The sequence below is a fragment of the Bacillus sp. XT-2 genome (genome assembly GCF_025696525.1).
In the GTDB taxonomy this organism is placed as follows: Bacteria; Bacillota; Bacilli; order Bacillales; family Bacillaceae; genus Bacillus; species Bacillus halotolerans.
Genome location: NZ_JAHVOC010000001.1, coordinates 971370 through 994330, shown reverse-complemented (window position 1 = coordinate 994330; position 22961 = coordinate 971370). Strand labels below are relative to the sequence as shown.

Genomic DNA, 22961 nt, shown 5'->3' with positions numbered 1-22961 from the left:
ATGGCTAACCTCTATTTTTTCATGTTGTTTTTGACAATATCTCCGGATGTTATTAGAAAACGCTTTCATTTAAACGAAATAGGATCTTCGTGGTGATATAATTGTCATCTTTTGATCAACTATTATTTTCATACTAACCTCCTAATCAATTACTGCCAGTAATATTTATGATTTCATAGGCTGTCAGATAACAATGTAGTTATATATTGATCAATTATTGGTTATATGTTATGTTTTTATCTATCAATTGGCTTCAGATAACAAAACAATGTGATAACATGCTGATAAAATCAGTGTCACAAAAGGAGGAATTCAAATGCCATTATTACGTTTCGATCTGATAGAAGGCCGTGATCAAAAAGCATTACAATCGCTATTAGACACTGCTCATCAAGCAATGGTAGAAGCGTTTGGCGTGCCGGAGAGTGACCGATATCAAATTGTGCACCAGCATCCCGCGAATGAGCTCGTGATTCACGATACCGGATTAGGATTTCATAGAAGCAAGGATTTGATCGTGATCAGCATTACAAGTAAAACAAGAACAAAGAGCCAAAAAGAGAAATTATATGCCTTGCTGGCTGAAAAACTAGAAGCAGAATGCGGTATTTCCCCGGAAGACCTAATGGTTTCCATTACGGAAAACGGTGATGCTGATTGGAGTTTCGGGCTCGGCGAGGCACAATTTTTGAATGGTAAGTTATAAGATGGTGAAACTTCTTCATCTGCTTTACACTTAGCAAATGGCCAGTCAATGAAATAATAAAAGAGAGATCCTTATTCAAGACCTCTCTTTTTTATTTCTTTTTCAAAAAAGCAGAAATAACCAGAATGAAAACAGCCAGCAAAACGAAATATAACGGTGTGATCCAGATTTGGTGGATAGAATCAGGGTCTCCCTTTTTATAACCAGTTTCGATGCCTATGTAATTCCAATGAAAGCTGACAGGGTTTTGATCGTATATATAAAATTCAGGCAGATAGAGTTCCGGTTTGCTGATTTGAACAACAAGATAAATGATGATTCCCATTAACAACAGGATAGCTGTTAGTAACTTTTTCACGGAAGGACCCTTTCCTATTTTTGTATGTTGACATCATCCTAACATCTCTTTTTATATATGTAAAATAAAAGCTGATTCATAACATGGCTCCTAAAATAAAAAGTCATGTAAACGGTATGACCCACTTACATGACTTTCTCACTGAAACAAACCCTTTCTGCGGATGCTCTGTTTCTTTCCATTATTTCTCTTCTTCGCACACTGTAACACCAGGCTCACAAAATTGATCGGCCCACGCTTGCATTTCTTGAAATACGGCTTGCAGCGCGGTTCCTTTTTCAGTCAGCGTATAGATCACTTTTACCGGTGTCTCGGGAAGAACCCGGCGTTCAACAATTTCGTTTTGCTCTAGCTCTTTAAGGCGCTCTGCCAGCATTTTTTGGCTGATCATCGGTATGGTTTCCGTTATCTCTTTAAATCGTTTCGGCCCATCCATTAGTACATGGATGATCAGACCGTTCCATCGTTTTCCCAGCAATGAGAAAGCTGACTCCATTTTAGGGCACATTGTATTTCCCACTAGTCTTCATCCCTTCATCTATTGTTTGACAAGTATTCACTGATCCATTAAAATTATCTTTCAAGTTACATTTAGTAAGCTTCTAACTTTTCTATTATCATACCACGTTTACCCGAAGGAGGAAACATTATGACTGATACTCTGGACATTTTGCAAGCACGGGCATCTGTTAAGGAATATGATACGAATGCCCCGATCTCTAAAGAGGAACTGACTGATCTTTTGGAGCTCGCCACTAAAGCGCCTTCTGCATGGAATCTGCAGCACTGGCATTTTACAGTTTTCCACAGCGATGAATCAAAAGCGGCTCTTCTGCCTGTAGCATATAATCAAAAACAAATTGTTGAATCTTCTGCTGTCGTTGCCATTTTAGGCGATCTAAAAGCGAATGAAAACGGTGAAGACGTTTACGCTGAACTGGCAAACCAAGGTTTCATCACGGATGAAATCAAACAAACGCTTCTTGGCCAAATTAACGGTGCTTACCAAAGTGAACAGTTCGCACGCGATTCCGCTTTCTTAAATGCTTCATTGGCTGCTATGCAGCTTATGATTGCCGCAAAAGCGAAAGGTTATGACACCTGCGCAATCGGAGGATTTAATAAGGAGCAGTTCCAAAAGGAATTTGATATCAGCGAGCGCTATGTTCCGGTTATGCTTATTTCTATCGGGAAAGCAGTGAAACCTGCACACCAAAGCAACCGCTTGCCTCTATCAAAAGTATCAACTTGGCTGTAAATCTAAGAAAAACCTTAGTCCGGATAAACACGGACTAAGGTTTTTTTATTGAAACGTATCTTTGTACCATTGGCGAGCCTGTTCAGCTTCATGCTGTGTGAGCTGATGGCCCCCATCCTGCCAAAAAACTGAAGCAGATGCCCCGCTGTCAAGCAAACAGCGGTGAAGCTCTTCCGATTCTTCCTTTGTGCAAAGCGGATCATATTTTCCCGCCCCAATGAAAACAGGAAGCCCTGTCATATTGGGAAGCTCAAGCCCCCGTATCGGCACCATAGGATGATGCAGAATAGCCCCCTTTAAAACATCCACATAATGAAAAAGCAGGCTCGCTGCGATATTTGCGCCGTTTGAGTAGCCGACTGCAATCACTCGGCTCCGGTCAAACTGATGCGTTTGTGCCGCCTCGTCGATAAAATCTTTCAATTCTTTTGTCCGCTCAACGAGATCCTTTTCATCAAATACACCTTCGCTGAGGCGTTTGAAAAAGCGCGGCATTCCATTTTCGAGCACTGATCCCCTGACGCCGAGCAAATGAGCATCCGGATCTATAAAACGGCCCAATGAAAGGAGATCATGCTCATTTCCTCCGGTTCCATGTAACAGCAGTAAGACGTTATCAGATGTCCCTTTTTCAAAAATATGCTTCATCATGTCCCCTCCTACAATTCAGGCAAAATATCTGTAATTTGTTTGCGGTGTTGCTCCAGCCATTCAGGCAGCTTTAAGGATGTCCCCAGCTCATCAAACGTTTCATCTGTCATAAAGCCTGGTTCATCTGTGGCAATTTCAAATAAAATGCCGCCTTTTTCCCTGAAATAAATTGATGTGAAATACTCCCTGTCCAGAATTTCTGATGAAGGGAGATGTTTTTCAGCAATAAGCGGCTGCCATTTAGCCTGCTCCTCACTCGTTGTCCGAAACGCTATATGATGAACTGTTCCATAACCTCCGACGCCTCTTTTTTCCGGCTGCAAATGAACGTCAATCACGTTTCCGACAGCCGCTGCGGATTTCAGTCTAACGATCTGATCTTCTTCCGCTACTTTGCTGTATCCGAAGCTTTCCTCTAACAATTGAATCGTTGCTTGCGGATCATAGGAGTACAGCAGCACGCCTCTCATTCCGGTGATGGCTTCATGTTCTGAAATACCGTCAGGTGTCCACTCGCTTTTTCCGCTTTCGCCGGCTTCCATGATTGCTAACGGAAGGTCTTCTGTATCATCAAAGATCAGAGCGTGTTCCCCGCATAGCATTTTCTCCTCTGCATTCAGTCCATTATTTTGAAGGCGTTCCTTCCAGAAAGCCAGAGAGCCTTTAGGGACTGAAAAGTAAATTCGGCCGGCTTGGCCTTTCCCTACCGTTCCCTGCCCGCTTCCTTGGAACGGGAAAAAGGTAATAATGGTCCCTGGATCTCCATTTTGATTCCCAAAGTAAAAATGATATGTTCCCGGGTCATCGAAATTCACTGTTTTTTTGACAAGCCGAAGCCCGAGCACTTCTGTATAAAATCGCAAATTTTCTTGCGGATCTCTGGCAAATGCTGTGACATGATGCAATCCTTCTGTTTTCATCTTTTCACTCCTAAATTATCTTGATTTCGAGATATTTATTATTTTAAACCTATAATGTGCAGGATGCAAACCATGTGACTTAATTAAATAATTGAAAAAATCATTTTTTTCTAATAATTATCTTGTGATCTTATCTTACAACTGCTATTATAGTGAGCATTATCATCTTTCAGGAGGAAAGTAAATGGTTAAAAAAGCACTTATTGTTATACTCATCATTTTACCATTCATTCAGCTTGCACTTTTGCCGTTTGTGAATCGAATCGAACCGATTATTTTCGGCCTTCCTTTTTTCCATTTTTGGCTGCTGCTGTGGATTATCATTACGCCGGTATGTTCGTTTGGCATTTACCTGGTGCAAAAAAAAGATGGAGGAATTGAATGATGCAAGGAAATCTCACTGCACTTATGATTACGGCTATTATCGTATTAACTGTTGTCTGTATCGGATTTCTCGCCGGGAGAGACAAATCATCGCGAACCTCGGTGGAAGAATGGTCTGTCGGCGGCAGACGTTTTGGAGGCCTTCTCGTTTGGTTTTTAGTTGGCGCTGACCTTTACACGGCATATACTTTCTTAGGCCTGACCAGTACGGCTTACACAGGCGGAAGTGTTGCGTTTTTTGCAATTCCTTACTCCGTATTGGCTTATTTTATCGCCTATTTCTTCCTGCCGAAACTTTGGAAAGTTGCGAAAATTCACAAATTAACAACTCTCGCTGATTATGCGCGGGAACGTTTTGACAGCAAGCTGTTGGCAAGTCTCGTTGCAATTGTCGGTGTCCTGATGCTTATCCCATATATCTGTCTTCAGCTTAGCGGAATTCAAGATACGCTTCAGGTGGCGGGAACCGGCTATATCAACGTAAAGTTTGTTGTCATCATCTCATTTATTCTAGTTGCTCTTTACACGTTTTTCAGCGGGATTAAAGGGCCTACTTTTACAGCCATTATTAAAGATATTTTAGTATGGGTGATTATGCTGTTTATGGTCGTTTCCCTCCCTCTTATTCATTTCAACGGCTGGACGCCGATGATTGATACATTGGTGAAGGAAGCGCCGCAAATGCTGACGATACCGACAGAGGGCCCAAAAGGCATCCCTTGGTTTATTACAGCATCTATTGTATCCGCCTTGGCACTTTTTATGTGGGCGCATGCCGCTACAGGTGTATTTACGGCGAAAAGTGCCGATGCAGTTAGAAAAAACAGCATGTTTTTGCCGCTTTATAACATCGTTTTAATCTTAGTTATTTTCCTTGGTTTTATCGCTTTTCTTGTGCTGCCGGAAGATACAAATCCAAGACTGGCGCTGCTGCATCTGATTCAGACGTCTTACGGCGGCGTGGCACAAGGTTTTGCATATGCCACTATCGCCCTAGCTTCATTGATCCCTTGTTCGATCATGGCTATCGGAGCATCGAATTTATTTGCCAATAACTTATACCGTGACTTGATCCATCCAAATGTGTCACAAAGCAAACTGACCCTTATTACACGTTCCATGGTGTTTGTCGTGATCGGTCTTGCTCTACTATTTGGAATGCTGTTCCCGACTGCCTTAGTAACACTTCAGCTTTTAGGCGTTTCCGGTATGGTGCAGATCTTCCCCGCGATTGCCGTCAGCTTATTCTGGAAGAACCAAACGAGAGAGGCGACAGTGATCGGATTATTAGCCGGCCTTGCGGTTACGTTTATTGTGTATATCACTCAATCTGCACACGGCATTTATGAAGGTTTCTGGGGATTGTCCGCCAATATCATCGCTGTAATCATTCTCAATCCGCTGTTTGTAAAAAGAGCAGGTTCAAATCCAGTCAAAGAAAGTTTATTTGGTAAAAAAACTGAACCGAATCCGAATCAGAAGGGTGCTTAAAAAAAAGCCATACGCGGTAGCCGCGTATGGCTTTTTTACATTTCTTTTTTCAGCGTTTCAATTGCTTTTTTCATTTGCGTATCATTATTTGACAGCTTTTGTTGAAGTTCTGTCATTAGTTTTGTTGTAGTATCGCCAGTCAGCACGCCTGTTTGTTTCAGATTCTCTTTTTTCTGGAACTGTTTGACGACTGATACAAAATCCTGATCATACGTACTGTTTACCTTCACCTGATAGCCAAGTGCTTTCAGCATTTGCTGAGCGACTTTGACTTCAGTGCCTGTATTACCTGATTTGTACGTTTTATCAGCGTCCAAATATGGGAGCTTCGCGTAATCAGGAAGTTCTGCTTTCACTTGCGGCTTGATGCCTTTTTTATGAATCCATTCACCGTCAGCAGTCAGCCATTTGGCCATTGTCAGTTTGACTGTTGAGCCATCCTCATACTCTTTTGCGGTTTGCACTGTGCCTTTTCCGAATGTGGTTTCTCCAATTAACGGAATGCCTGACGATTCATGAAGGGCAGCGGCCATGATTTCTGCAGCGCTCGCTGTTCCGTCATTTACTAAAACGACAGTCGGCTTTGTGACTTTTCGTTCTTTTTCCGCTTTCATGACTTCTTTTGAGCCGTTTTTGTACTCAACCTGCATAATATTTTTACCTTTATCAATAAACAGATTGCTCATTGTAATCGCCTGGTCCATTAAGCCGCCCGGATTGCCCCTCAAGTCTAAAATATAGCCTTTGGCACCTTTTTTCTCTAAACTGTCGATCGCATTTGTCAGCTCTTTAGCAGTTGTTTCAGAGAAAGAAGTGATTTGGATCTCACCGATATTATTGTCTTTCACCTCAGAATAGACGGTCTCAACAGGAATCGTATCGCGCTTAATGGAAAGATCAATCTCTCCCACTCCCGCTCTGTTCAGCTCAAGCTTCACTTTAGTGCCCTTTTTGCCGCGGATTAAAGCGACGGCTTCATTTACATTCATGCCTTTTACGCTTTTCCCGTTTACTTTCAGGATTTGATCCTTCGGTTTGATTCCGGCTTTTTCAGCAGGTGAACCTTTGATTGGCGCAACAATAAGGATTTCACCGTCTTTTTCCTCTACTTGCGCTCCTATTCCTTCAAAGGATGCAGAAATGCTTTCTTCGAATGATTTTCCTTCCTCTTGATCCATATAGGTAGAGTAAGGATCGTCCAGAGACTCAATCATTCCTTTAATTGCTCCGTCTACTAATTTGTCATCGTTTGTTTCCTTGTAATAATCACTTTTGATTTGCTCATACGCTTTATTTAATTTATCGAACTTACTGTCTCCTGTGCTTGTTGATTTCTGGCCCAGAATGCTTGAATTGCCCGTAATAAATAAAGTCAGCGCCGAAGCGACAACCGCAGTGATCAGCACAACAAAAAACAGTTTCAATTGCCGTTTCAATTAAACACCACCTTTTCTTCTTACATTATTATCATGGACGATTTCCTATTCGTCAACTCGGAGCAGAAAATATAGAGATCCGCCCTTCTTTATCGTTTCATAAACCTATGTCTTTTCACGACATATAATAACGAAAAAGGAGGATACCATTTTGAGCCGATATTTAGAAATGCTGTCCTTATTCGGTGTCTCAGGTGCACATCCAGGCGGGCTTGCTTTTTCAAAAGCCGTATTGCAAAAAGCGGCACCTCCGCCTGATCAGCCGATTCTTGATGCCGGATGCGGGACGGGGCAAACTGCGGCTTATTTAGGACATTTGCTTTATCCTGTCACAGTCGTTGATAAAGACCCTGTCATGCTTGAGAAGGCGAAAAAAAGATTTGCAAATGAAGGGCTGGCCATCCCTGCATATCTTGGAGAGCTGGAACATCTTCCGTTTTCTTCGGCGTCCTTTTCCTGCGTCCTGTCCGAATCCGTCCTCAGTTTTTCCCATCTGACATCCTCCCTTCAAGAAATTAATAGAGTATTGAAGCCGGGTGGAATGCTGATCGGTATTGAAGCGGCGCTTAAACAGCCGATGCCTCCGCGCGAAAAGAAGCAAATGATGGACTTTTACGGTTTTACAAAGCTTTATGACGAATCGGAGTGGATAGACTCGATTCGTTCCCATGGATTTCAGAAAACAGAAACGATCACCCTTTTGCCGGAAGATATGGAATTTGAACCGACGACAGAAATGGATGTATCGCAAGCAATCGCTCCTATCTACTATGAAACGCTTCAGTCCCATTATGACCTCATGCAGGCATACAGCGAGTATATGGGTCATTGTATCTTTATCGCATACAAGTAAAACGGCGCTTCACCCCCTCTTTTCGTCCAACCTTTTTTGTTTATCTATCATAAGCTGATAGAAAGACGGATTAGGAGGGATTTATATTGGAAAAATACTATCATATCTGCCGCCAGCACCAAGGAAAAGTTGCTAGAATTACAGAAAGAAACGGCAGAGTCCATGTGGGCAGAATTACACGGGTAACCAACAGCAAGGTCTTTATTGCTCCAGTTACTTCAGGGGGCCCAAGAGGCGGATTTGGCTATGGATATTGGGGCGGCTACGGATATGGATATGGAGCCGCATACGGTATTGGCCTTGGGCTGATTACAGGTGTGGCGCTCGCCGGTTTATTCTTTTTTTAATGGAAAAACCCGCTTAACCAATGGTAAGCGGGTTTTTATTTTATATCTTCTTCACTTTTTCAAAGTATTCTTCTAATGTTAAGTCATTCTCATGAATAACCTTTGCAGCCTTTTTGCCTACATAACGCAAATGCCATGGTTCGTATTCGTACTTCGTGATGTCTTCTTTGTTTTTAGGGTAGCGAATGATAAAACCGTATTTATATGCATTGTTCTGCACCCATTTTCCGTCTTCGGTGCTGCCGAACGCCTCATTTAGCTCAAAACCGTTGCTTCGGCTGGAAATATCCATTGCTAAACCTGTTTGATGTTCGCTTTCACCCGGATATGCGACAGCTTCTCTTGCTTTCTTTTCCCCTTTTAAGCTTACTTCATTTTTAAAGATAACCTGCTGTCTGTCATACGAGCGGTATCCTGACACGGCTGCCAGCTCATAGCCATCCTTTTTCGCAGCATCAAACATCGTTTTTAATGCGTCTGCTGCTTCTTTTCTGATGTATCGCTTTTGTATTTTCTCTTTAAAAGAAAACTCGACATCAGGGATAACTAGATCGCTAGGTTCATAGTCTCCTGGCAGTGCGTATTGCTTATTGACAAGGGCGAGGATATTTTTCGGATTTTGAATGGTTTCCAGGCCATCCACTTTTTTAATGTTATTGAAAAACTTGCTTTCCAATAAGAACTCACTGTCCTGCGTATTTGTTTTTTTGCTGTCAGCTGTTTTTTCTTCTGTCTGTTTTGATTCTGCAGTGGTTTTCGTATCCTTTTGAGCATCCCCATTTGACATGCTGCAGCCGGCTCCGACAATTGCCGTCACACTCAGAGCGGCGGCCAGCGAGAACCATTTACCGGACTTTTTCATAATCACATTACCTTCCTTTTATCAATCGTTTCCGTATCCATAAAGAAGAGGCTGCCGGCACCCAGCACGCCTCTTCATTTATTTTATTTTGATACAGAATGTAAAGCCACTTCTATCATATCATGAAAAGTGGTTTGACGCTCTTCTGCTGTTGTTTCTTCTCCTGTTAATACGTGATCGCTCACGGTCAGGATGGACAGCGCTTTTCTACCGTGCTTCGCTGCCAATGTATACAAAGCGGTTGTTTCCATCTCTACCCCGAGCACACCGTATTGGGCAAGCTTCTCAATTTGAGAATCGTCATTGTAGAACTGGTCAGCAGTAAATACACTGCCTACCGTCACCGGTACGCCTTTATCCTTAGCGGCGTCATAGGCATTTTTCAAAAGCTCGAAATCTGCGTTAGGCGCGAAATCGATACTTCCAAAAGCGACTCTGTTCATTTGTGAGTCAGTAGAAGAAGTCATGGCCAAAATGACGTCGCGCACTTTGACATCTTTACGGATGGCGCCGCAAGAGCCTACTCTTATTAAGTTTTGCACATCATAGCTTTGAATTAATTCATTGACGTAAATTGAAATGGACGGAACGCCCATGCCCGTGCCCTGCACAGAGATTTTTTTGCCTTTATATGTACCTGTAAATCCATACATGCCTCTGACTTCATTATAGCATTCCACATTTTCAAGATACGTTTCAGCGATAAATTTTGCTCTTAAAGGGTCCCCCGGCAATAGTACCGTATCCGCAATTTGTCCTTTTTCCGCACCGATATGTACACTCATCTCATATCCTCCTCAACCAAAATTAACGATCAGTCCGTTCATTTTACAACGGATGTCATGATGAGACAAACTTCAGCATTGATTATAAAGGAATGTTCCGAAAAAAGAAAATGATCCGGGGTATTTTTAGGCGCCATTAGAGAAAATCGGGATAATTGAGCTGCTTATATGAGAACCTAACGGCAAAAGGAGGGATGAAACATGGGTAAAAAACAGCGTAACCGAATAACCGGACAAAAAAAGAACAACCACATACCTGCTAAAGACGTTATCGCAGCTGAAGAGGCGCACGAAAAAGAGCATTCCGCGGCCAAACGAAAACCTTAAAAAACAGAAAACTGCGGATATCCGCAGTTTTCTTTCGTTATGTTGTTTGCACAATCAGACGATTGATTTTCCTCCATCCGGCGGGAAGCAGTTTATAATATGTTTTCCCTTTTCTGCCTTCATCAATCAAAATCACATCCCCTGTGGCCATAAATCTCGCATCATAATCACTTGGAACAGTATCGAATACATTAAACAAAGAGAATGCTCTTTTTAGCACGTCTTGATGATTGCTCCCGTTCAGTTCAGTTCGATAGACGGCTCTGTAGCCTTTTTTTTCACCAAACCGGGGTGTTTGAAATATTGTCACATCGTAAAAACAAGACTTCTTTTTAAACACGGATAACATCATCAAGATCCCTCCCTTTTATTTCTATAACATATTGGCGTTTCGCCCTCTTTTTCCTCTCTCTACTTTTGTCGAAACGAATGAAACTTTTCGTCAAAACCTTTCACGAGGAAAAACAGCAGCAGGCCGAGACTGAAGCCTCCTAAAACGTCAGTTAAAAAATGCACGCCGAGGTAGACTCTGCTGGCACCAACCAAAATAACGACAGTACCGGCGATTATGTATACCGCTTTTTTATGCTTTGACAAAAACGGGATGTGTTTCACTAAAAAGTAGGCGATTACTGGATAAACACAAGCAGCGTTCATGGAGTGGCCGCTCGGAAAGCTGAAGGACGACTCATGAACGAGCGGTTCAAAATCCGGCCTTGCCCGTTCGATCCACTCTTTTAATATTTTGTTTAACAGACGATCCGCACCGAATATGAAGAGCATCAAAAGACCGTCCAAGGTTCTCTTGTAAAAAAACAGCCCTGCCCAAATGACTACGATAAGTGGCAGTAAAAAGGAAGTAGCACCAAGATGTGTCACCCAAATCACCACATCGATCAGCCAAGGCTGACGGATAGCTGCGGCTGCCTTACTGATCATTTCATCTGCTGATTGAACAGCAGCTGTATGAATAACCGCGGCTAAAAAAAGAAAGAGAAGAAACAGACTGACTGGCTTGTACAAGATTTTCCCTCCTTTATTTCTCAAAAATTCATATCAGCCGAATAAAAAACCGGAGCTGGCCGCTCCGGTTTCAAGCCTTAACAATCTTCATCCAGCTCTTCATCTATCATACATTTTTCTATCAGATAATCAAAGGTAATATCGGCGATTTCAAACAGCTCATCTTCACTCGGTATGTAGCCCCGTCTTGCAAGCTCTCTGTAAAAAAATTCAGCGATTTCTTCCGTGTCAATCACAAGATCTATTTCTTTCATAACCGTACCGCCTCCTTTTTTATGTTTTATGAAAAAACGGGATGAATTATACCCGGTGTTCTAAACAATTCTTTCATTCATATACATTGAATAAAAAAACAAGCCATAGGAGGCTGACAAATGATCGCTAAAATGATGGAAGCACTGGACGGAGAAAGATTCGATATGGTGATGGAAAAAACGCTCAAAGGTATGACGCATGTCATGATTTGGGGCTGTCTGCCTTACTTTTTATATGTGATCATCCGCTTGTTCACAAACTAACTGAAGTGTTCTTTTAAACTTTCCAGCACAAACATCATCATATCTTTATATTCTTCATCTTTAAACATTTCGTACAGAATTTTGTAATCGTTGTAAATATCCAAAAGCTCATCAACAATTGATACAGCCAGGATGCGCAGGGTATCTTGATCTTCATCTTCGCCTTCAAACTGAAGAAGAGCAGACGGTACAATATCTTCGCCGATCTCATGGGCAGTTTCTCCGACATAGTGGACAAACAAAAGCTGATGCACAAACTGGTCCATTTCATACTTTCTGAGTACCAGCGTGAGATCCTCTTCCTCCGTTTCAAGCCACTCTCCATCCTTTAAACGAGTCAGCTCATAAATAATATCTTCCCAGCCATCTTCTAAATATCTCCAAATTTCTGTTCTGTGGCCGATAATGCGAAAGAGTTCTTTTCCATAATCTTTTACATAAACGACATCTCCAATGAGGAATTCATATTCAATATCAAGTTTTTCCATATCGACAATGACGCCTTCATAATCTTTATATAATTGAATGGACGATTCAAAATATAAGACTTCATTGTGGTTTACTTCATAAAGATAGTGCTTATCGATTTGGTGCACTTTTGTGATTGTGCCGACTGTCCCATACATAATGACGACTACGATATCCCCTACTTGGAATTTCGGTTTATTTTGCTTCACGGTGTCTCCCCCTCGCCGCAACATTTCTCATACGCTATCGTATGCTGGGTTACACCAATTCGCATGGGCATGAAAACCATTGGAAGTATCCAATTATGGTATGTGTATGCGCACAAAAAAATCCGCAGCGGATCTGCGGATTTAAACATGCGGTTATTTGCCGTGCACCTCGGCCTCGTATTTTTCCCAAGCTTCATCAAACGTAGCCATCGTGTCCAGATAATCAACATTCAGCTCCAAATATGAACTGATTTCGTGATAATCGGTTGATGTTTTTGGAAAGCTGTGATCCTCATACGCCTGATTGGCAAACTCACTGATGCTGTCCTGCGGCTTAGGATGTCTGTATTTCAATAAATAGTGATAAAAGGATTTCATGGGTTTCCCCTCCTGGTGTCTGTCTTTTGTTGTTCTATTATACAGTGCAAGTGTAAAATTACAACAAAAGAATAACGAAACATCATTCAGGAAAAATCAAAATAGTTGCGTTTTAATATCCTTTCCGTTTCCATGAGCTGTTGATACGTCAGACTTTCAGGGAGTTTTCTTGTGTTGATTAAAAACAGCTGATCCTCAATATCCTTTATCGTCGAATCCTCTTGGTAGGCCATTCCGCAAGAAGAGCAAATCATCGCGGGGGTGTTTGTCAGCTCTATGGCTCGTGTGCCGTCAGGAAGCTCCCAATAAACCGTGTTCGTGCCAGGCTGCGCCTCAGGCACACCGCACCATTCGCATGTTTTCATGAAGAATTCCCCCCGCTTTCTGCCTCTTTTTCTTTTTTCTGCTGGGCTAAAAATTTCTTTTCCTTTAGCTGGTCTCTTTTCTCCCGCCGGTCCTTTAAGGTTTCATGCCCCGGCTTCGCTGTATATGCTTCTCTCCTTTTGATTCTGGCCACGTTTTCCGGTGTGAAAGAAATCTCTTTGTCGGCAAGGATGGCACTCAGTCCAATTGGCTCTTTTTTGTCGACAGCTTCAGGAAAAACAGACTCAAAATAGGCGTCAGCCTGGTTAGGGATATAATGTTCAGGTTCCGGATAAGAGGTAATGACTCCTTCAAAATTTCTCAAGATGATTTTGTCAGGACTTTGCGATAAAACATAATTTGGCTGCAGTGCGATTTTCCCGCCGCCGCCTGGTGCGTCAACGACAAAAGTTGGTACCACGTAGCCTGAAGTATGGCCTCGCAGCCCTTCAATAATCTCCAGCCCTTTTGAAACCGGAGCTCTGAAATGTCCGATGCCTTCTGAGAGATCACATTGGTATATATAATAGGGACGGACTCTGATTTTCACCAAGTCATGCATAAGCTTTTTCATAATTGTTACCGAATCATTAATGCCTGCTAGCACGACGGCCTGATTTCCGACCGGCACACCTGCGTTCACCAGCTTTTCGCAAGCCTCAACGGATTCCTCCGTCATTTCGATGCTTGTGTTGAAATGGGTGTTCAGCCAGACCGGATGATATTTCTTTAAAATATCGCACAGTTGATCGGTGATTCTCTGAGGGAAAACGACAGGCGCTCTTGTGCCGATTCTGATAATTTCCAGATGGGGTATACTGCGCAGCTCTTTTAAAATGTATTCTAAAATTTGATCATTGATCAGTAACCCGTCCCCGCCTGAAATCAGGCAGTCCCGGATCTCGGGTGTCTCCCGAATGTAGGCGATCGCGGCATCAAGCTGCTTTTTAGGGACACCCATTCCGATTTGACCAGAAAAACGCCTCCTTGTGCAGTAGCGGCAGTACATGGAGCATTGGTTCGTGACAAGGAACAGGACTCGGTCGGGATAACGGTGTGTCAGACCGGGTACCGGAGAGTCTTCATCCTCATGAAGCGGGTCTTCCAGGTCGTATTTTGTTTTGTGCATCTCTTCAGAGAGCGGCACAGACTGCATCCGTATCGGACATCTGGGGTTGTCGGGATCCATTAAGGAAGCATAATAGGGTGTGATATTTAAGGGGATCGTTTTAGTAGAAATTCTGACGCCTTCCTCTTCTTCTTCGGTCAGGTTAATCACTTTTTTCAAGTCATCTAATGTTCTTACAGTATGGGTCAGCTGCCACAGCCAATCATTCCATTTTTCTTCCGGAACATCCTTCCATAACTCTATCTCCTTCCAATGCCGTTTCGGTTTATACCATTTGTTTGTCAAATGAAATTCCTCCTCGTGCATTTCTTTTTGACTTACAGGCGCTTGCACCAGATATTCATATTTTCGAGCCCTTCTCCTATATAACAATTATTGATCAGCCTTCCGCCATACTGATACCCGGAATGATACAGGACAGCATTCATGCCAAAAGATGCAGCGCGGGCGAGTGAAAATACTTGAAAGATATCTTGCTCTCTCATTTCTTTTTCTAATGCATCTATTAAAATACTTGTCAGCGAACGGCCCCGATAATCGGGAAGCACGGCACAGTCCGTCATTTCGGCATGCCCCAGCTCAGGATTGATATCTGCGCTTGCCGCGCTAATCAGACGGTCATCTTCAAGCATGACATAATAAAGCGTATGCTCATTCATCGTCTTTTCAATATAGGCGGGATCAAACACAGGAGTCGGATACGTGCGGAATACTTTTTTATACAGCATAGATAACTGATACATGTCGTTTGTTTCTGCTTTTCTCATTGTAAAAGGAGACCTGTCTTCGATTTGTGGCTGAGGCTTCAATTTATATAATAGCTCTATCATTTCCTGCTCGGATAAATAGGTATCTGTTTGTCTTCGTTTTTCTGTGAGATAACGGACCATAACGGCAGCGCGATGGCCGAGATAGTAGCCTTCGAGAAAGCCCTCCGGCGTAAACAATTGTTTAGCCAGCTCTGCCTCGTCATGCTGTTTAGTGTACACAATAATTTTTTCGGCACCCTCCTCTTCAGCCGCTGTCATAATATCAGACAAGGCTTCCTGAATAGCGCCTTCATAACGAATGACTCTAATTCGTTTATTAAAGCGGTCATTGTCTATGACAGCCGTAACACCGCTATTCTTTACCGTTTTGATCATCAGCATCCTCCCCGTCTGTATGAAGCCCGCACCAATCCATCACAAAAAGAGCAATAATTTTAGCTGATTCTAACATGGCTTCAACCTCAATATACTCGTTTGCCTGATGTGCCGTTTTCGTCTCTCCCGGTCCAAAAACGATAACAGGAGTATCTCCCGCATGATACAAAAGGCCGCCGTCTGTCCCCCAAGGCGACGCTTCGATGATCGGCTCTGTTTGTTTTATTTTTTGATAGGCTGATTGCAAAACTGATAGTAAAGGATGGCCATCAGGCAAATCATTCGGCAGCCATTGAGCCCCGAACCATTCCACTTGAATTGGATGGCGTTTAAACCATTCATCATGGTATTGTAAATCTTTCAGCCAATTTTCCAATTCCATTTTCACTGCTTCAGGCTTTTCATGAGGAGCAATTCCGCACCTTCCTTCTATGACGACGCGGTCTGCTACCGAGGACGGCCATGTTCCGCCTGAGATGGTGCCAATATTAATTGGAACCGGGATTGGGATATGATTATAAAGCGGGTCAGAAATTCTTGCATTGCGGACTTTTTCAAGCTCTTGAATGGCTGTAATGACATGCATGCTTTTTTCAATGGCGCTGACACCTTCATACCGTGTGCCTCCGTGTGCCGCTAATCCTTTAACCGTGATCCGAAACCACATCGAGCCCTGCTGTTTAATAAAAAGCTTCATATTCGTCGGCTCCGGAATTAGCGCCCCGTCCGCACGATAGCCTCTCATAATGGCAGAAAGTGTTCCGGCGCCGCCGCACTCTTCATCTATAACACTTTGAAACAATACATCACCTTTCAGTTTGACATCGCAGGCGTGCAGAGCTTCTAATGCAAATAGAAGGGCTGTATTGCCTCCCTTCATATCAGTGGAGCCGCGGCCGTAAATTTTACCATTTACTTCGGCAGCTTGAAACGGTTCATACTTCCATTCTTTCAAATTTCCTTCTGGCACAACATCGATATGCCCGTTTAAAATCAGAGATCGTCCTCCGCCCTCTCCCGTTTTTTTAGCGACAATGTTCGGGCTCTCATGAAAATCCGAACGGTCTGATATAAAATAGGGATGCTGTTTTAATTGTTTTAGGCTCGGCTCCCACACATCAATGTCCATATGAAATTGCCTAAGCTTTTCAAGAACTACTGCCTGGGCGTTAAATTCCTTGCCAAGTGTGCTTTTTTCTCCAACCAGCCTTTTCAAAAGACGAATGGCTTTGGCTGAATGCTGATCAAGCCATTCGATTACTTTTCTTTCAATGTCCTGCATCATCACTCCCCCTTTTAAGAAAAAGGCATATCTACCATTATTTCAGCGTCGGTCAGCCCGATCACCTCGTCAATTGTTGAGCCATTCATCAGTTCTTTTAAAATAAAATGATGCCGGCCAACTGCAAGAACTGCTTTTTCAGTAATGATCATATCTACACAGCCTGCTGCTGTTAACGGAAGGGTGCAGGCTTCTGTTAATTTAGGCCTCCCTTTTTGATCGGTATGGCTCATGACGACAACCACTTTTTTCGCTTTTTGGGCGAGCTCCATCGCACCGCCCATGCCTGGCACCTTTTTTCCGGGTACAAGCCAATTCGCAAGGTCTCCCGACTGGCTTACCTGCAAAGCGCCTAAAATCGTAATATCAATCATGCCTCTTCTGATCATGGCAAAAGACATCGTTGTATCAAAATAAGATGCCCCCTTTACAGCACGGACAGGGAATCCCGCGGCGTTGCATAAATTTTCATCCTCATTCCCTTTTTCAGGACTTTCGCCAATCCCGAGTACGCCGTTTTCCGCCTGCAGCATAACCTGCATGTCAGGCGGCAAAAAGTTCGGCACCAAGGAAGGGATGCCGATACCGAGATTCACCATCATGCCTGGTTTGATTTCAGAAGCAGCCCGTCTGGCGATCTGCTCTCTTTCTGTTACTCCCAAGCCCATTTCCACCTCACCCCTTCGCTTCTCACAACCCCCTCAACAAAAACCCCAGGCGTTACAATCATTTCTTCTGCAATATCACCCATCGGCACAATCGTCTCAGCCTCGGCAAAGGTTCTTTTGGCGGCCATTGCCATAAGTGGATTCATGTTGCGCGCTGTTTTGTCATACGTTAAATTGCCGAATTCATCTGCAATGCAGGCATTGATGAAGGCAAAATCAGCCGTCAGCGCTTCTTCAACCAAGTATTGTTTCCCCGCTACAGACACAATCTCTTTTTTCTCACAAACCATTTGATTATCAATGCCGATATCGGTCAAAATGCCGCCAAGGCCGGATCCGCCGGCGCGAATCCGTTCTGCGAGCGTGCCCTGAGGCGAAAATCGAACCTCTAATGTGCCGTCTGTCATCTGTTTTCCGGCTACGGGATTTGAACCGATATGCGATGCAATCAGTGTCTTGACTCTTTTATTGACAATAAGCGGTCCAATCCCAATCTCCGGGAATCCGGCATCATTGCAAATGACAGTTAATTCTTTCACACCGCTGTCCAATATGGCTTCAATCAAAGAAGGAGGAGAGCCGACTCCTCCGAAGCCGCCAAACATAAGGACCGACCCATCACGCACATCTGCAATTGCCAATTCAATGCTGATCGTTTTTTGAAATGGTGCCATATTGATTTCAGTCCCTTTTCAGTTTTTTTCAACTTCTGCAACTGTTTCCGAAAAAGTTGATATAAGCTCTTCCATCTCTCCGTCTGAGATTGTGAATGGAGGAGCGATGATTACGGCATCTCCTTCCCCGCTGTCGATTCCAGCCTTGGCAGGATAGACAATGAGCCCGCGTTTTTTTGCTTCGCTGATGATACGCTGGGTCATCGACCGATCTTGCGGAAACACTCGCTTTGTCTTTTTATCAGCCACAAATTCAACGCCTAACAGCAGTCCTTTGCCGCGGACATCCCCAATGATGCCGCTTCGGTGCATCATCTCTTCAAGTTTCTTTTTCAGCTTGAAGCCCTTTTCTTCAGCCTGTTTGATCAAGCCGTGTCTGATAACATAACGCAAAACCTCGAGAGCGGCTTTGGCTGAAAAGGGATGAGCACTGTATGTGTGACCGCTCATAATAATACCTGATCCTTGTTTTATCGTTTGGAGAACCGTATCAGACACAACTGCAGCTGCAATAGGCGCGTAGCCTGCACCGAGCCCCTTTCCAAGCACAGCGATATCAGGAACGGTATGCCAATGCTCTGTCGCAAGCATCCTCCCAGTTCTCCCAAGCCCGGTCATCACTTCATCCGCAATAAACAGCACACCATGTGAGCGGCACACCGCTTGCAATCTCTCATAATATCCAGAAGGAGGAGTGATTGCTGCTCCCGCGGCTCCAATAATAGGTTCTGCCACAAATCCAGCAATAAACTGACTTCCGATTCTTTTTATAGCGGTTTCCAGCTCCTCCGCAGCCTTTTGAACAAAATCTTTTTTTGCCTCTTGATTCAGCCGATATATATGCGGGGCTGAGAGAGCGGGATAACGCTCTAGCAAATGGGTGAACCGGTACCTGCGTTCATAAAATCCCGACAATGAAAGCGCTCCCAAAGTTATTCCGTGGTAACTGCTCCATCGTGAGAGAAAGATGGATTTTTCTGTCTGCTTTTTTTCCTGCCAATATTGAATGGCGATTTTCATTGCCGTTTCTATGGCCTCTGATCCGCTATTGACAAAAAAAGACCAATTCAAGTCTCCCGGCAGCTGCTCAGCCAGTAAAGCAGCTAATTGCTCGGCCGGCTCACTCGTAAACTGCGAGCGGTAAGCAAAAGACACCTTATCAAGCTGTTCTTTCAGCTGCTCGGTTACTTCATCAACCCCATGGCCGATATTGCATGTCACCGCACCAGATGAGCCATCAAGATATTTTTTTCCGTTCTGATCATACACATATGTGCCCTTTGCATGACTGACAATCGGATATTCCGCATTAAGTTCTGGCTTAATTAAATAACTGCTCATGCTTCCACCTCAAAAACACCTTTTCTACATTGTATGAGTGTCCAAATAGCGGCATGACGTTCCCTATAAAATCTTTTTTCGCACAAAAAAAGAGCCCTTCCGAACTTCGAAAGGCTCTTGTGTTATTTCATCTAGCAAATAAAAGCGGCTCCGACGATAATTAATAAAATGAACAAGACAACAATCAATACAAATGTATTTGTCCCGCAGCCAAATCCTCCGTAACCGTATCCATGATAATATCCATGCATATTGTTTTTCATCCTTTCTTATCACGATATACGGCATTGTATGCGGGCCAAGTCCCAAACGGTTTGTGCAAATGCCCATCTATGTAAGGAAATAATGAAAAACAGTGTGCACCCGCTCAAATTTTTTAAATTTGAGCTTTTCATAAAAATGAGTAACGCCATCAGAATTTGAGGCCACTAAATAAGCATCGTCCATTCCTAAAGATTTGGCAATGGACAGCATCTCACCCACAAGAATACTGCCGTAGCCCCTTCTTTGAAACTGATCCAAAATCGCCACTTCTTCAATTTTCGCCGTTTTCTCTTGCGAATCAATAAAAAGTTCTCCGCAGCCAATCGGAATGTTCTGTGATGAATCGCTGTAACAAACGACAAGCAAAATCGTACCCGCTTTGTAAAAAGGATATTTTCTCACTAATTTTTGTTCTGCGGTTGCCTCTCCTATATAAAGCGAGTCATAAATTTTCATGATAGAAGATCCGTCACTAAGACTCTTTGCCGTCCCCCATGCCGTGAAAGGATGTCCCGTCTGTCCCTTCCAGTCTTCAAGCTTCATGCAGTATAACAGCTCATCTTCAACCACAAAACCGCTTTTCACAAGCGACTGCTTCAAAACGAGCGGAAAAACATGCTGAGGAGACGCTTTTAAATGGATATAATTCGCATCAAGCAGCTTCGGTACGGACGGCAAAAAATCAGGTATACGCTCCAATGGAAATGTATCATGAAGCTGCACAAAATTATGAGAAAAAATTTGCGGCAGCTTGGAATCTTTATATACACTGTAATGACCAAACAACTTCGATTCAGACGTTAACGATAGGTATTGATGCTCCGTTTTTGAATAATGTCCTGTCATGAATGTCTCCTTTTTATGACCTATACATTTACTCGATTGCAATATTTAATTTCTTTATAATCTCATCGTACACCGGATAAAACGGCTTTCCAATTGGAAATTGCTGAATATTCCGGAAAGAAGCGGGTATTGGTTTCTGCTGCAAAAAGAATTTTCTCGCCACTTGCTCGCTGATTGGATGAAAAACACCGTTTAGAAATAGAAACCGCTCGCGTTCTATAAAAAACAGCCTTCGTCCAGGCGGATTTGCGATCACCCCAGATCTGTCCCGCGTGATAGGCGGCCCTTCCTGCAGATCCTCGAGCACTTCTTTTTCAATCGTCAAAATATCTTTTCTTTTAAATTGATAAAATTGAAAAGCATGCTGACTTTCTATCCGTCTTTTTTTACCGGCGTCAATGTAAAATACTGCAGGCTGGTCAGCTTCTTTTACCAAAACATAATTCGGAATGTTTAAACATTTCCCCGTATGATATTGAAATAAATACGGATCGGGGATAACAACAGTCCGATCCAGATACACTGAACTCCATCTCTCCCCCACAGGATGCCGCACACCTTGATCAAGAAAATACACATGTTGATCAGATCCTTTTACAAACGTGCCGTCAATCAAATCGGCGGGCAGAAACTGATAAGCGTTTTGAAAGGAATTCGGGGTCTTATACGTTGTATCTAATACTTCATTTATCGGCAGGAACGGGGCAAATGTGTTTACTCTAATCCAAAAAATTGAGTCGCCGTGATTCCAATGCATCATATCATCGTCCCAATAGCTTCCATATTTATCTTTGATCCGATCAAGCAACGAACGGCGATGCATAACAGAGCAATGATCGACTTGAAAAGCGGCTTGATCAAGCACCGCATTGGCATCTCTGTAAAAGTGGGAAATTTCCTCTCCTCTTTCGTTTACATGAACAACTTTTTGTTTTGAATAGACTGCCTGTGCTTCAGGATGACACAAAAATGTCTGCACCATATGGCTCAGCCGATCAGGATGATAAACTGTATCATCGGTGAGATAAGAAATGTAGTCGCCTGCGGCAAATGGAAGAGCGTTATTAATTAATGTGGCATAACGGGTTGTTTTTAATCGATTTTGAGGATGGACGAAGCTGTTTTTATAACGAATGCGCTGGTCATGAAGGTACTTGTGAATCACCGCAATCGTTTTCTCATTTGAATGGTCATCCATAACAAAAAGCTCCCAATTGCTATGAGTTTGATTGATGACACTCTCAATCGCCATTTGCAGATAATCAGGTTTGTTATAACTCGTTAAAATAATGGAAACTTTGTCCCCCATCTCTGCAAGCCTCCTATTGTCACACATGAAAACGGCTCCGCAGCAAGCAGAGCCTCTGTCAACATGTAAAAAGCACCTCAACTTACAATAGCAACATTTGATCCCGTTTGATTTAGCGGGTTCTGAAAAATAACCAAATCAGCCAGGGATTTTTACGATAACATTTTGAAGCGTATCTCCATTGATCAGATTGACTCTTGAAATCGGACACCAAGCTCTTGGCAACTACGAGCTGGCGTTTGAGACCAGATTGATTTCCGTCTGAAGCTGTTTGACGTATAAGCAGAATGAATAAAAACAGAATAAAATGCAATTCGTCGTCATTTTCTTCTTGGTTCACTTTGTTTTCTAAATCCAAACTTCCCTCTCTCCCTTACCCTCTGTTTCACAATATGAACATGCTGTCAATTGCGGTATAGGCAATGTCCATCCATAGAAGAAAATCAGCATTTTCCTTAAATATATGAAAAATAGCTCAGGTACGGCGTTCGACTCATACCAATTGCCAATCAGGAGAATATGATTAAACGTGAGTTCAATAATTAATAGGAGGTGTATGTGTTGAGCAGTGAAAATGCGCAGTTAAAAAAGGATATTATTAAAAGCCTTTTAAGCCCTTTATTTACAAATGCAACAGAAGGAGGAGAAAACGTGAATAATAACCTTAAAGAATTACTTGAAGCTGCTGTTGATAAAAAAGTTGACGAAAGCGAAACGGTTACTGCTGAATCTGTTTTAGATCCTTCCCTTCCTGCAAGATGGATTTTTGCCAGAATTACACCTGGCACTACCATCAGCATTGTGACAGATTCCGGTGACATGATCGGTCCGGTTGTCTTTGTTGCTTTTGATCAAGTTCACGGCATCGTATTTGTCACACAGGAAAGCTCTGTAACTCCGCCAGGTCAAGCGACAACATTGATTGATGTAGATAAAGTAGAAAGCGTTACATTCTTTTCATAACCT

Annotated in this window: 31 protein-coding genes and 1 pseudogene; 9 read left to right on the top strand and 23 right to left on the bottom strand. The window is 43.0% G+C overall.

The genetic code is table 11. The features are described 5' to 3' along the window. Positions 1 to 316: 316 nt before the first annotated feature. Complete coding sequence (locus KXD37_RS05740) at positions 317 to 706, top strand: tautomerase family protein (RefSeq protein WP_024121746.1); 390 nt, start codon at positions 317 to 319, stop codon at positions 704 to 706. Between the two features lie 91 nt (positions 707 to 797). Here KXD37_RS05740 and KXD37_RS05735 read toward each other — a convergent pair whose 3' ends face one another. Together KXD37_RS05735 and yodB are read right to left on the bottom strand one after the other, a co-directional pair. After that, a complete protein-coding gene (locus KXD37_RS05735) occupies positions 798 to 1064 on the bottom strand; it encodes a hypothetical protein (protein WP_024121747.1) in 267 nt (88 codons plus the stop codon). A 181-nt stretch (positions 1065 to 1245) separates the two neighbouring features. Continuing rightward, entirely contained in the window at positions 1246 to 1584 is a 339-nt protein-coding gene (yodB, locus tag KXD37_RS05730; RefSeq protein WP_024121748.1) for a transcriptional regulator YodB, read from the bottom strand. Between the two features lie 129 nt (positions 1585 to 1713). Here yodB and KXD37_RS05725 point away from each other — a divergent pair, with 129 nt between their 5' ends. Next, positions 1714 to 2322 (top strand): nitroreductase family protein, encoded by a 609-nt coding sequence (locus tag KXD37_RS05725; protein ID WP_024121749.1) that lies wholly within the window; start codon positions 1714 to 1716, stop codon positions 2320 to 2322. Positions 2323 to 2367: 45 nt separating this feature from the next. On the opposite strand, the gene KXD37_RS05720 is transcribed toward KXD37_RS05725, so the two are convergent. Both KXD37_RS05720 and KXD37_RS05715 read right to left on the bottom strand, forming a co-directional pair. Then, positions 2368 to 2970 carry an alpha/beta hydrolase gene (locus KXD37_RS05720; protein WP_188323809.1) on the bottom strand — a complete coding sequence of 201 codons (603 nt, stop codon included), beginning with the start codon at positions 2968 to 2970 and terminating at the stop codon, positions 2368 to 2370. 11 nt (positions 2971 to 2981) lie between these two features. Continuing rightward, complete coding sequence (locus KXD37_RS05715; protein WP_188323058.1) at positions 2982 to 3893, bottom strand: ring-cleaving dioxygenase; 912 nt, start codon at positions 3891 to 3893, stop codon at positions 2982 to 2984. Positions 3894 to 4077: 184 nt separating this feature from the next. Between KXD37_RS05715 and KXD37_RS05710 the strand changes: the two genes are divergently transcribed. Both KXD37_RS05710 and KXD37_RS05705 read left to right on the top strand, forming a co-directional pair. Next, positions 4078 to 4278: a DUF3311 domain-containing protein gene (locus KXD37_RS05710; RefSeq protein WP_044155515.1), complete on the top strand. Its 201-nt coding sequence runs from the start codon at positions 4078 to 4080 to the stop codon at positions 4276 to 4278. After that, a complete protein-coding gene (locus tag KXD37_RS05705; protein WP_263463405.1) occupies positions 4278 to 5768 on the top strand; it encodes a sodium:solute symporter in 1491 nt (496 codons plus the stop codon). The genes KXD37_RS05710 and KXD37_RS05705 overlap by 1 nt, the downstream gene beginning before the upstream one ends. 35 nt (positions 5769 to 5803) lie before the next feature. On the opposite strand, the gene KXD37_RS05700 is transcribed toward KXD37_RS05705, so the two are convergent. After that, positions 5804 to 7204: a S41 family peptidase gene (locus tag KXD37_RS05700; RefSeq protein WP_188323059.1), complete on the bottom strand. Its 1401-nt coding sequence runs from the start codon at positions 7202 to 7204 to the stop codon at positions 5804 to 5806. 151 nt (positions 7205 to 7355) lie between these two features. Here KXD37_RS05700 and KXD37_RS05695 point away from each other — a divergent pair, with 151 nt between their 5' ends. Next, the gene (locus KXD37_RS05695) at positions 7356 to 8057 is read left to right on the top strand and encodes a class I SAM-dependent methyltransferase (RefSeq protein WP_024121754.1); all 702 of its coding nucleotides are present in this window, start codon (positions 7356 to 7358) and stop codon (positions 8055 to 8057) included. Between the two features lie 86 nt (positions 8058 to 8143). Further along, positions 8144 to 8404: a hypothetical protein gene (locus tag KXD37_RS05690; RefSeq protein ID WP_024121755.1), complete on the top strand. Its 261-nt coding sequence runs from the start codon at positions 8144 to 8146 to the stop codon at positions 8402 to 8404. A gap of 40 nt (positions 8405 to 8444) precedes the next feature. On the opposite strand, the gene KXD37_RS05685 is transcribed toward KXD37_RS05690, so the two are convergent. Both KXD37_RS05685 and deoD read right to left on the bottom strand, forming a co-directional pair. After that, entirely contained in the window at positions 8445 to 9266 is an 822-nt protein-coding gene (locus KXD37_RS05685) for a D-alanyl-D-alanine carboxypeptidase family protein (RefSeq protein ID WP_095713120.1), read from the bottom strand. Positions 9267 to 9349: 83 nt separating this feature from the next. Continuing rightward, a complete protein-coding gene (gene deoD, locus KXD37_RS05680) occupies positions 9350 to 10051 on the bottom strand; it encodes a purine-nucleoside phosphorylase (RefSeq protein ID WP_024121757.1) in 702 nt (233 codons plus the stop codon). A gap of 201 nt (positions 10052 to 10252) precedes the next feature. Here deoD and KXD37_RS05675 point away from each other — a divergent pair, with 201 nt between their 5' ends. Next, positions 10253 to 10378: a hypothetical protein gene (locus KXD37_RS05675; RefSeq protein ID WP_024121758.1), complete on the top strand. Its 126-nt coding sequence runs from the start codon at positions 10253 to 10255 to the stop codon at positions 10376 to 10378. A 37-nt stretch (positions 10379 to 10415) separates the two neighbouring features. On the opposite strand, the gene yodL is transcribed toward KXD37_RS05675, so the two are convergent. From yodL to KXD37_RS05660, 3 genes are all read right to left on the bottom strand, one after another. Continuing rightward, positions 10416 to 10730, bottom strand: coding sequence for a shape determination protein YodL (gene yodL / locus KXD37_RS05670; protein WP_038954208.1), 315 nt, complete (start codon positions 10728 to 10730; stop codon positions 10416 to 10418). 59 nt (positions 10731 to 10789) lie between these two features. Beyond that, on the bottom strand, positions 10790 to 11401 hold the full coding sequence (locus KXD37_RS05665) for a phosphatase PAP2 family protein (protein WP_188323061.1): 612 nt from the start codon (positions 11399 to 11401) through the stop codon (positions 10790 to 10792). Between the two features lie 77 nt (positions 11402 to 11478). Continuing rightward, positions 11479 to 11655 (bottom strand): YozD family protein, encoded by a 177-nt coding sequence (locus KXD37_RS05660; RefSeq protein WP_010334612.1) that lies wholly within the window; start codon positions 11653 to 11655, stop codon positions 11479 to 11481. 120 nt (positions 11656 to 11775) lie between these two features. Here KXD37_RS05660 and KXD37_RS05655 point away from each other — a divergent pair, with 120 nt between their 5' ends. Then, positions 11776 to 11919, top strand: coding sequence for a hypothetical protein (locus KXD37_RS05655; protein WP_103671803.1), 144 nt, complete (start codon positions 11776 to 11778; stop codon positions 11917 to 11919). Here KXD37_RS05655 and KXD37_RS05650 read toward each other — a convergent pair. The 13 genes and pseudogenes from KXD37_RS05650 to cgeC all read right to left on the bottom strand — a co-directional run bounded on the left by KXD37_RS05650 (position 11916) and on the right by cgeC (position 22353). Beyond that, entirely contained in the window at positions 11916 to 12596 is a 681-nt protein-coding gene (locus KXD37_RS05650; RefSeq protein ID WP_010334614.1) for a hypothetical protein, read from the bottom strand. The genes KXD37_RS05655 and KXD37_RS05650 overlap by 4 nt on opposite strands. A gap of 153 nt (positions 12597 to 12749) precedes the next feature. Continuing rightward, positions 12750 to 12974 (bottom strand): YozE family protein, encoded by a 225-nt coding sequence (locus tag KXD37_RS05645; RefSeq protein WP_010334616.1) that lies wholly within the window; start codon positions 12972 to 12974, stop codon positions 12750 to 12752. A gap of 86 nt (positions 12975 to 13060) precedes the next feature. Beyond that, on the bottom strand, positions 13061 to 13339 hold the full coding sequence (locus tag KXD37_RS05640; protein WP_188323062.1) for a YokU family protein: 279 nt from the start codon (positions 13337 to 13339) through the stop codon (positions 13061 to 13063). Beyond that, on the bottom strand, positions 13336 to 14751 hold the full coding sequence (gene ablA / locus KXD37_RS05635) for a lysine 2,3-aminomutase (protein ID WP_263463390.1): 1416 nt from the start codon (positions 14749 to 14751) through the stop codon (positions 13336 to 13338). The genes KXD37_RS05640 and ablA overlap by 4 nt, the downstream gene beginning before the upstream one ends. Positions 14752 to 14783: 32 nt before the next feature. Continuing rightward, positions 14784 to 15611 (bottom strand): putative beta-lysine N-acetyltransferase, encoded by an 828-nt coding sequence (gene ablB, locus KXD37_RS05630; protein WP_106021303.1) that lies wholly within the window; start codon positions 15609 to 15611, stop codon positions 14784 to 14786. After that, positions 15589 to 16899: a peptidase gene (locus tag KXD37_RS05625; RefSeq protein WP_095713126.1), complete on the bottom strand. Its 1311-nt coding sequence runs from the start codon at positions 16897 to 16899 to the stop codon at positions 15589 to 15591. The genes ablB and KXD37_RS05625 overlap by 23 nt, the downstream gene beginning before the upstream one ends. Before the next feature lie 8 nt (positions 16900 to 16907). Next, a complete protein-coding gene (locus KXD37_RS05620) occupies positions 16908 to 17561 on the bottom strand; it encodes a 3-oxoacid CoA-transferase subunit B (RefSeq protein WP_024121766.1) in 654 nt (217 codons plus the stop codon). After that, positions 17546 to 18235, bottom strand: coding sequence for a CoA transferase subunit A (locus KXD37_RS05615; RefSeq protein WP_106021307.1), 690 nt, complete (start codon positions 18233 to 18235; stop codon positions 17546 to 17548). The genes KXD37_RS05620 and KXD37_RS05615 overlap by 16 nt, the downstream gene beginning before the upstream one ends. An 18-nt stretch (positions 18236 to 18253) precedes the next feature. Beyond that, entirely contained in the window at positions 18254 to 19576 is a 1323-nt protein-coding gene (locus tag KXD37_RS05610; RefSeq protein ID WP_127696852.1) for an aspartate aminotransferase family protein, read from the bottom strand. A 131-nt stretch (positions 19577 to 19707) separates the two neighbouring features. Continuing rightward, positions 19708 to 19839, bottom strand: a complete 132-nt coding sequence (locus KXD37_RS05605; protein ID WP_373271166.1) for a YjcZ family sporulation protein — start codon at positions 19837 to 19839, stop codon at positions 19708 to 19710. 67 nt (positions 19840 to 19906) lie between these two features. Beyond that, positions 19907 to 20686 (bottom strand): GNAT family N-acetyltransferase, encoded by a 780-nt coding sequence (locus tag KXD37_RS05600; protein WP_188323063.1) that lies wholly within the window; start codon positions 20684 to 20686, stop codon positions 19907 to 19909. 28 nt (positions 20687 to 20714) lie between these two features. Then, on the bottom strand, positions 20715 to 21995 hold the full coding sequence (locus KXD37_RS05595; RefSeq protein ID WP_188323064.1) for a glycosyltransferase family A protein: 1281 nt from the start codon (positions 21993 to 21995) through the stop codon (positions 20715 to 20717). Positions 21996 to 22072: 77 nt separating this feature from the next. After that, positions 22073 to 22353, bottom strand: a pseudogene (gene cgeC / locus KXD37_RS05590) (spore maturation protein CgeC). Between the two features lie 203 nt (positions 22354 to 22556). Here cgeC and cgeA point away from each other — a divergent pair. After that, complete coding sequence (gene cgeA, locus KXD37_RS05585; protein ID WP_024121772.1) at positions 22557 to 22958, top strand: spore crust protein CgeA; 402 nt, start codon at positions 22557 to 22559, stop codon at positions 22956 to 22958. The last annotated feature ends 3 nt before the right edge of the window (positions 22959 to 22961 follow it).

Excerpts from the sequence above, each read along its gene's own strand:
- yodL (WP_038954208.1), bottom strand. The coding sequence starts at position 10,730 with ATGATGTTATCCGTGTTTAAAAAGAAGTCTTGTTTTTACGATGTGACA.
- ablB (WP_106021303.1), bottom strand. The coding sequence starts at position 15,611 with ATGATCAAAACGGTAAAGAATAGCGGTGTTACGGCTGTCATAGACAAT.
- KXD37_RS05720 (WP_188323809.1), bottom strand. The coding sequence starts at position 2,970 with ATGAAGCATATTTTTGAAAAAGGGACATCTGATAACGTCTTACTGCTG.
- KXD37_RS05655 (WP_103671803.1), top strand. The coding sequence starts at position 11,776 with ATGATCGCTAAAATGATGGAAGCACTGGACGGAGAAAGATTCGATATG.
- KXD37_RS05710 (WP_044155515.1), top strand. The coding sequence starts at position 4,078 with ATGGTTAAAAAAGCACTTATTGTTATACTCATCATTTTACCATTCATT.
- KXD37_RS05705 (WP_263463405.1), top strand. The coding sequence starts at position 4,278 with ATGCAAGGAAATCTCACTGCACTTATGATTACGGCTATTATCGTATTA.
- KXD37_RS05600 (WP_188323063.1), bottom strand. The coding sequence starts at position 20,686 with ATGACAGGACATTATTCAAAAACGGAGCATCAATACCTATCGTTAACG.
- KXD37_RS05715 (WP_188323058.1), bottom strand. The coding sequence starts at position 3,893 with ATGAAAACAGAAGGATTGCATCATGTCACAGCATTTGCCAGAGATCCG.
- KXD37_RS05660 (WP_010334612.1), bottom strand. The coding sequence starts at position 11,655 with ATGAAAGAAATAGATCTTGTGATTGACACGGAAGAAATCGCTGAATTT.
- KXD37_RS05640 (WP_188323062.1), bottom strand. The coding sequence starts at position 13,339 with ATGAAAACATGCGAATGGTGCGGTGTGCCTGAGGCGCAGCCTGGCACG.
- KXD37_RS05645 (WP_010334616.1), bottom strand. The coding sequence starts at position 12,974 with ATGAAATCCTTTTATCACTATTTATTGAAATACAGACATCCTAAGCCG.
- deoD (WP_024121757.1), bottom strand. The coding sequence starts at position 10,051 with ATGAGTGTACATATCGGTGCGGAAAAAGGACAAATTGCGGATACGGTA.
- KXD37_RS05595 (WP_188323064.1), bottom strand. The coding sequence starts at position 21,995 with ATGGGGGACAAAGTTTCCATTATTTTAACGAGTTATAACAAACCTGAT.
- KXD37_RS05615 (WP_106021307.1), bottom strand. The coding sequence starts at position 18,235 with ATGGCACCATTTCAAAAAACGATCAGCATTGAATTGGCAATTGCAGAT.
- KXD37_RS05685 (WP_095713120.1), bottom strand. The coding sequence starts at position 9,266 with ATGAAAAAGTCCGGTAAATGGTTCTCGCTGGCCGCCGCTCTGAGTGTG.
- KXD37_RS05620 (WP_024121766.1), bottom strand. The coding sequence starts at position 17,561 with ATGGGCTTGGGAGTAACAGAAAGAGAGCAGATCGCCAGACGGGCTGCT.
- KXD37_RS05610 (WP_127696852.1), bottom strand. The coding sequence starts at position 19,576 with ATGAGCAGTTATTTAATTAAGCCAGAACTTAATGCGGAATATCCGATT.
- KXD37_RS05605 (WP_373271166.1), bottom strand. The coding sequence starts at position 19,839 with ATGAAAAACAATATGCATGGATATTATCATGGATACGGTTACGGAGGA.
- KXD37_RS05725 (WP_024121749.1), top strand. The coding sequence starts at position 1,714 with ATGACTGATACTCTGGACATTTTGCAAGCACGGGCATCTGTTAAGGAA.
- KXD37_RS05675 (WP_024121758.1), top strand. The coding sequence starts at position 10,253 with ATGGGTAAAAAACAGCGTAACCGAATAACCGGACAAAAAAAGAACAAC.
- KXD37_RS05740 (WP_024121746.1), top strand. The coding sequence starts at position 317 with ATGCCATTATTACGTTTCGATCTGATAGAAGGCCGTGATCAAAAAGCA.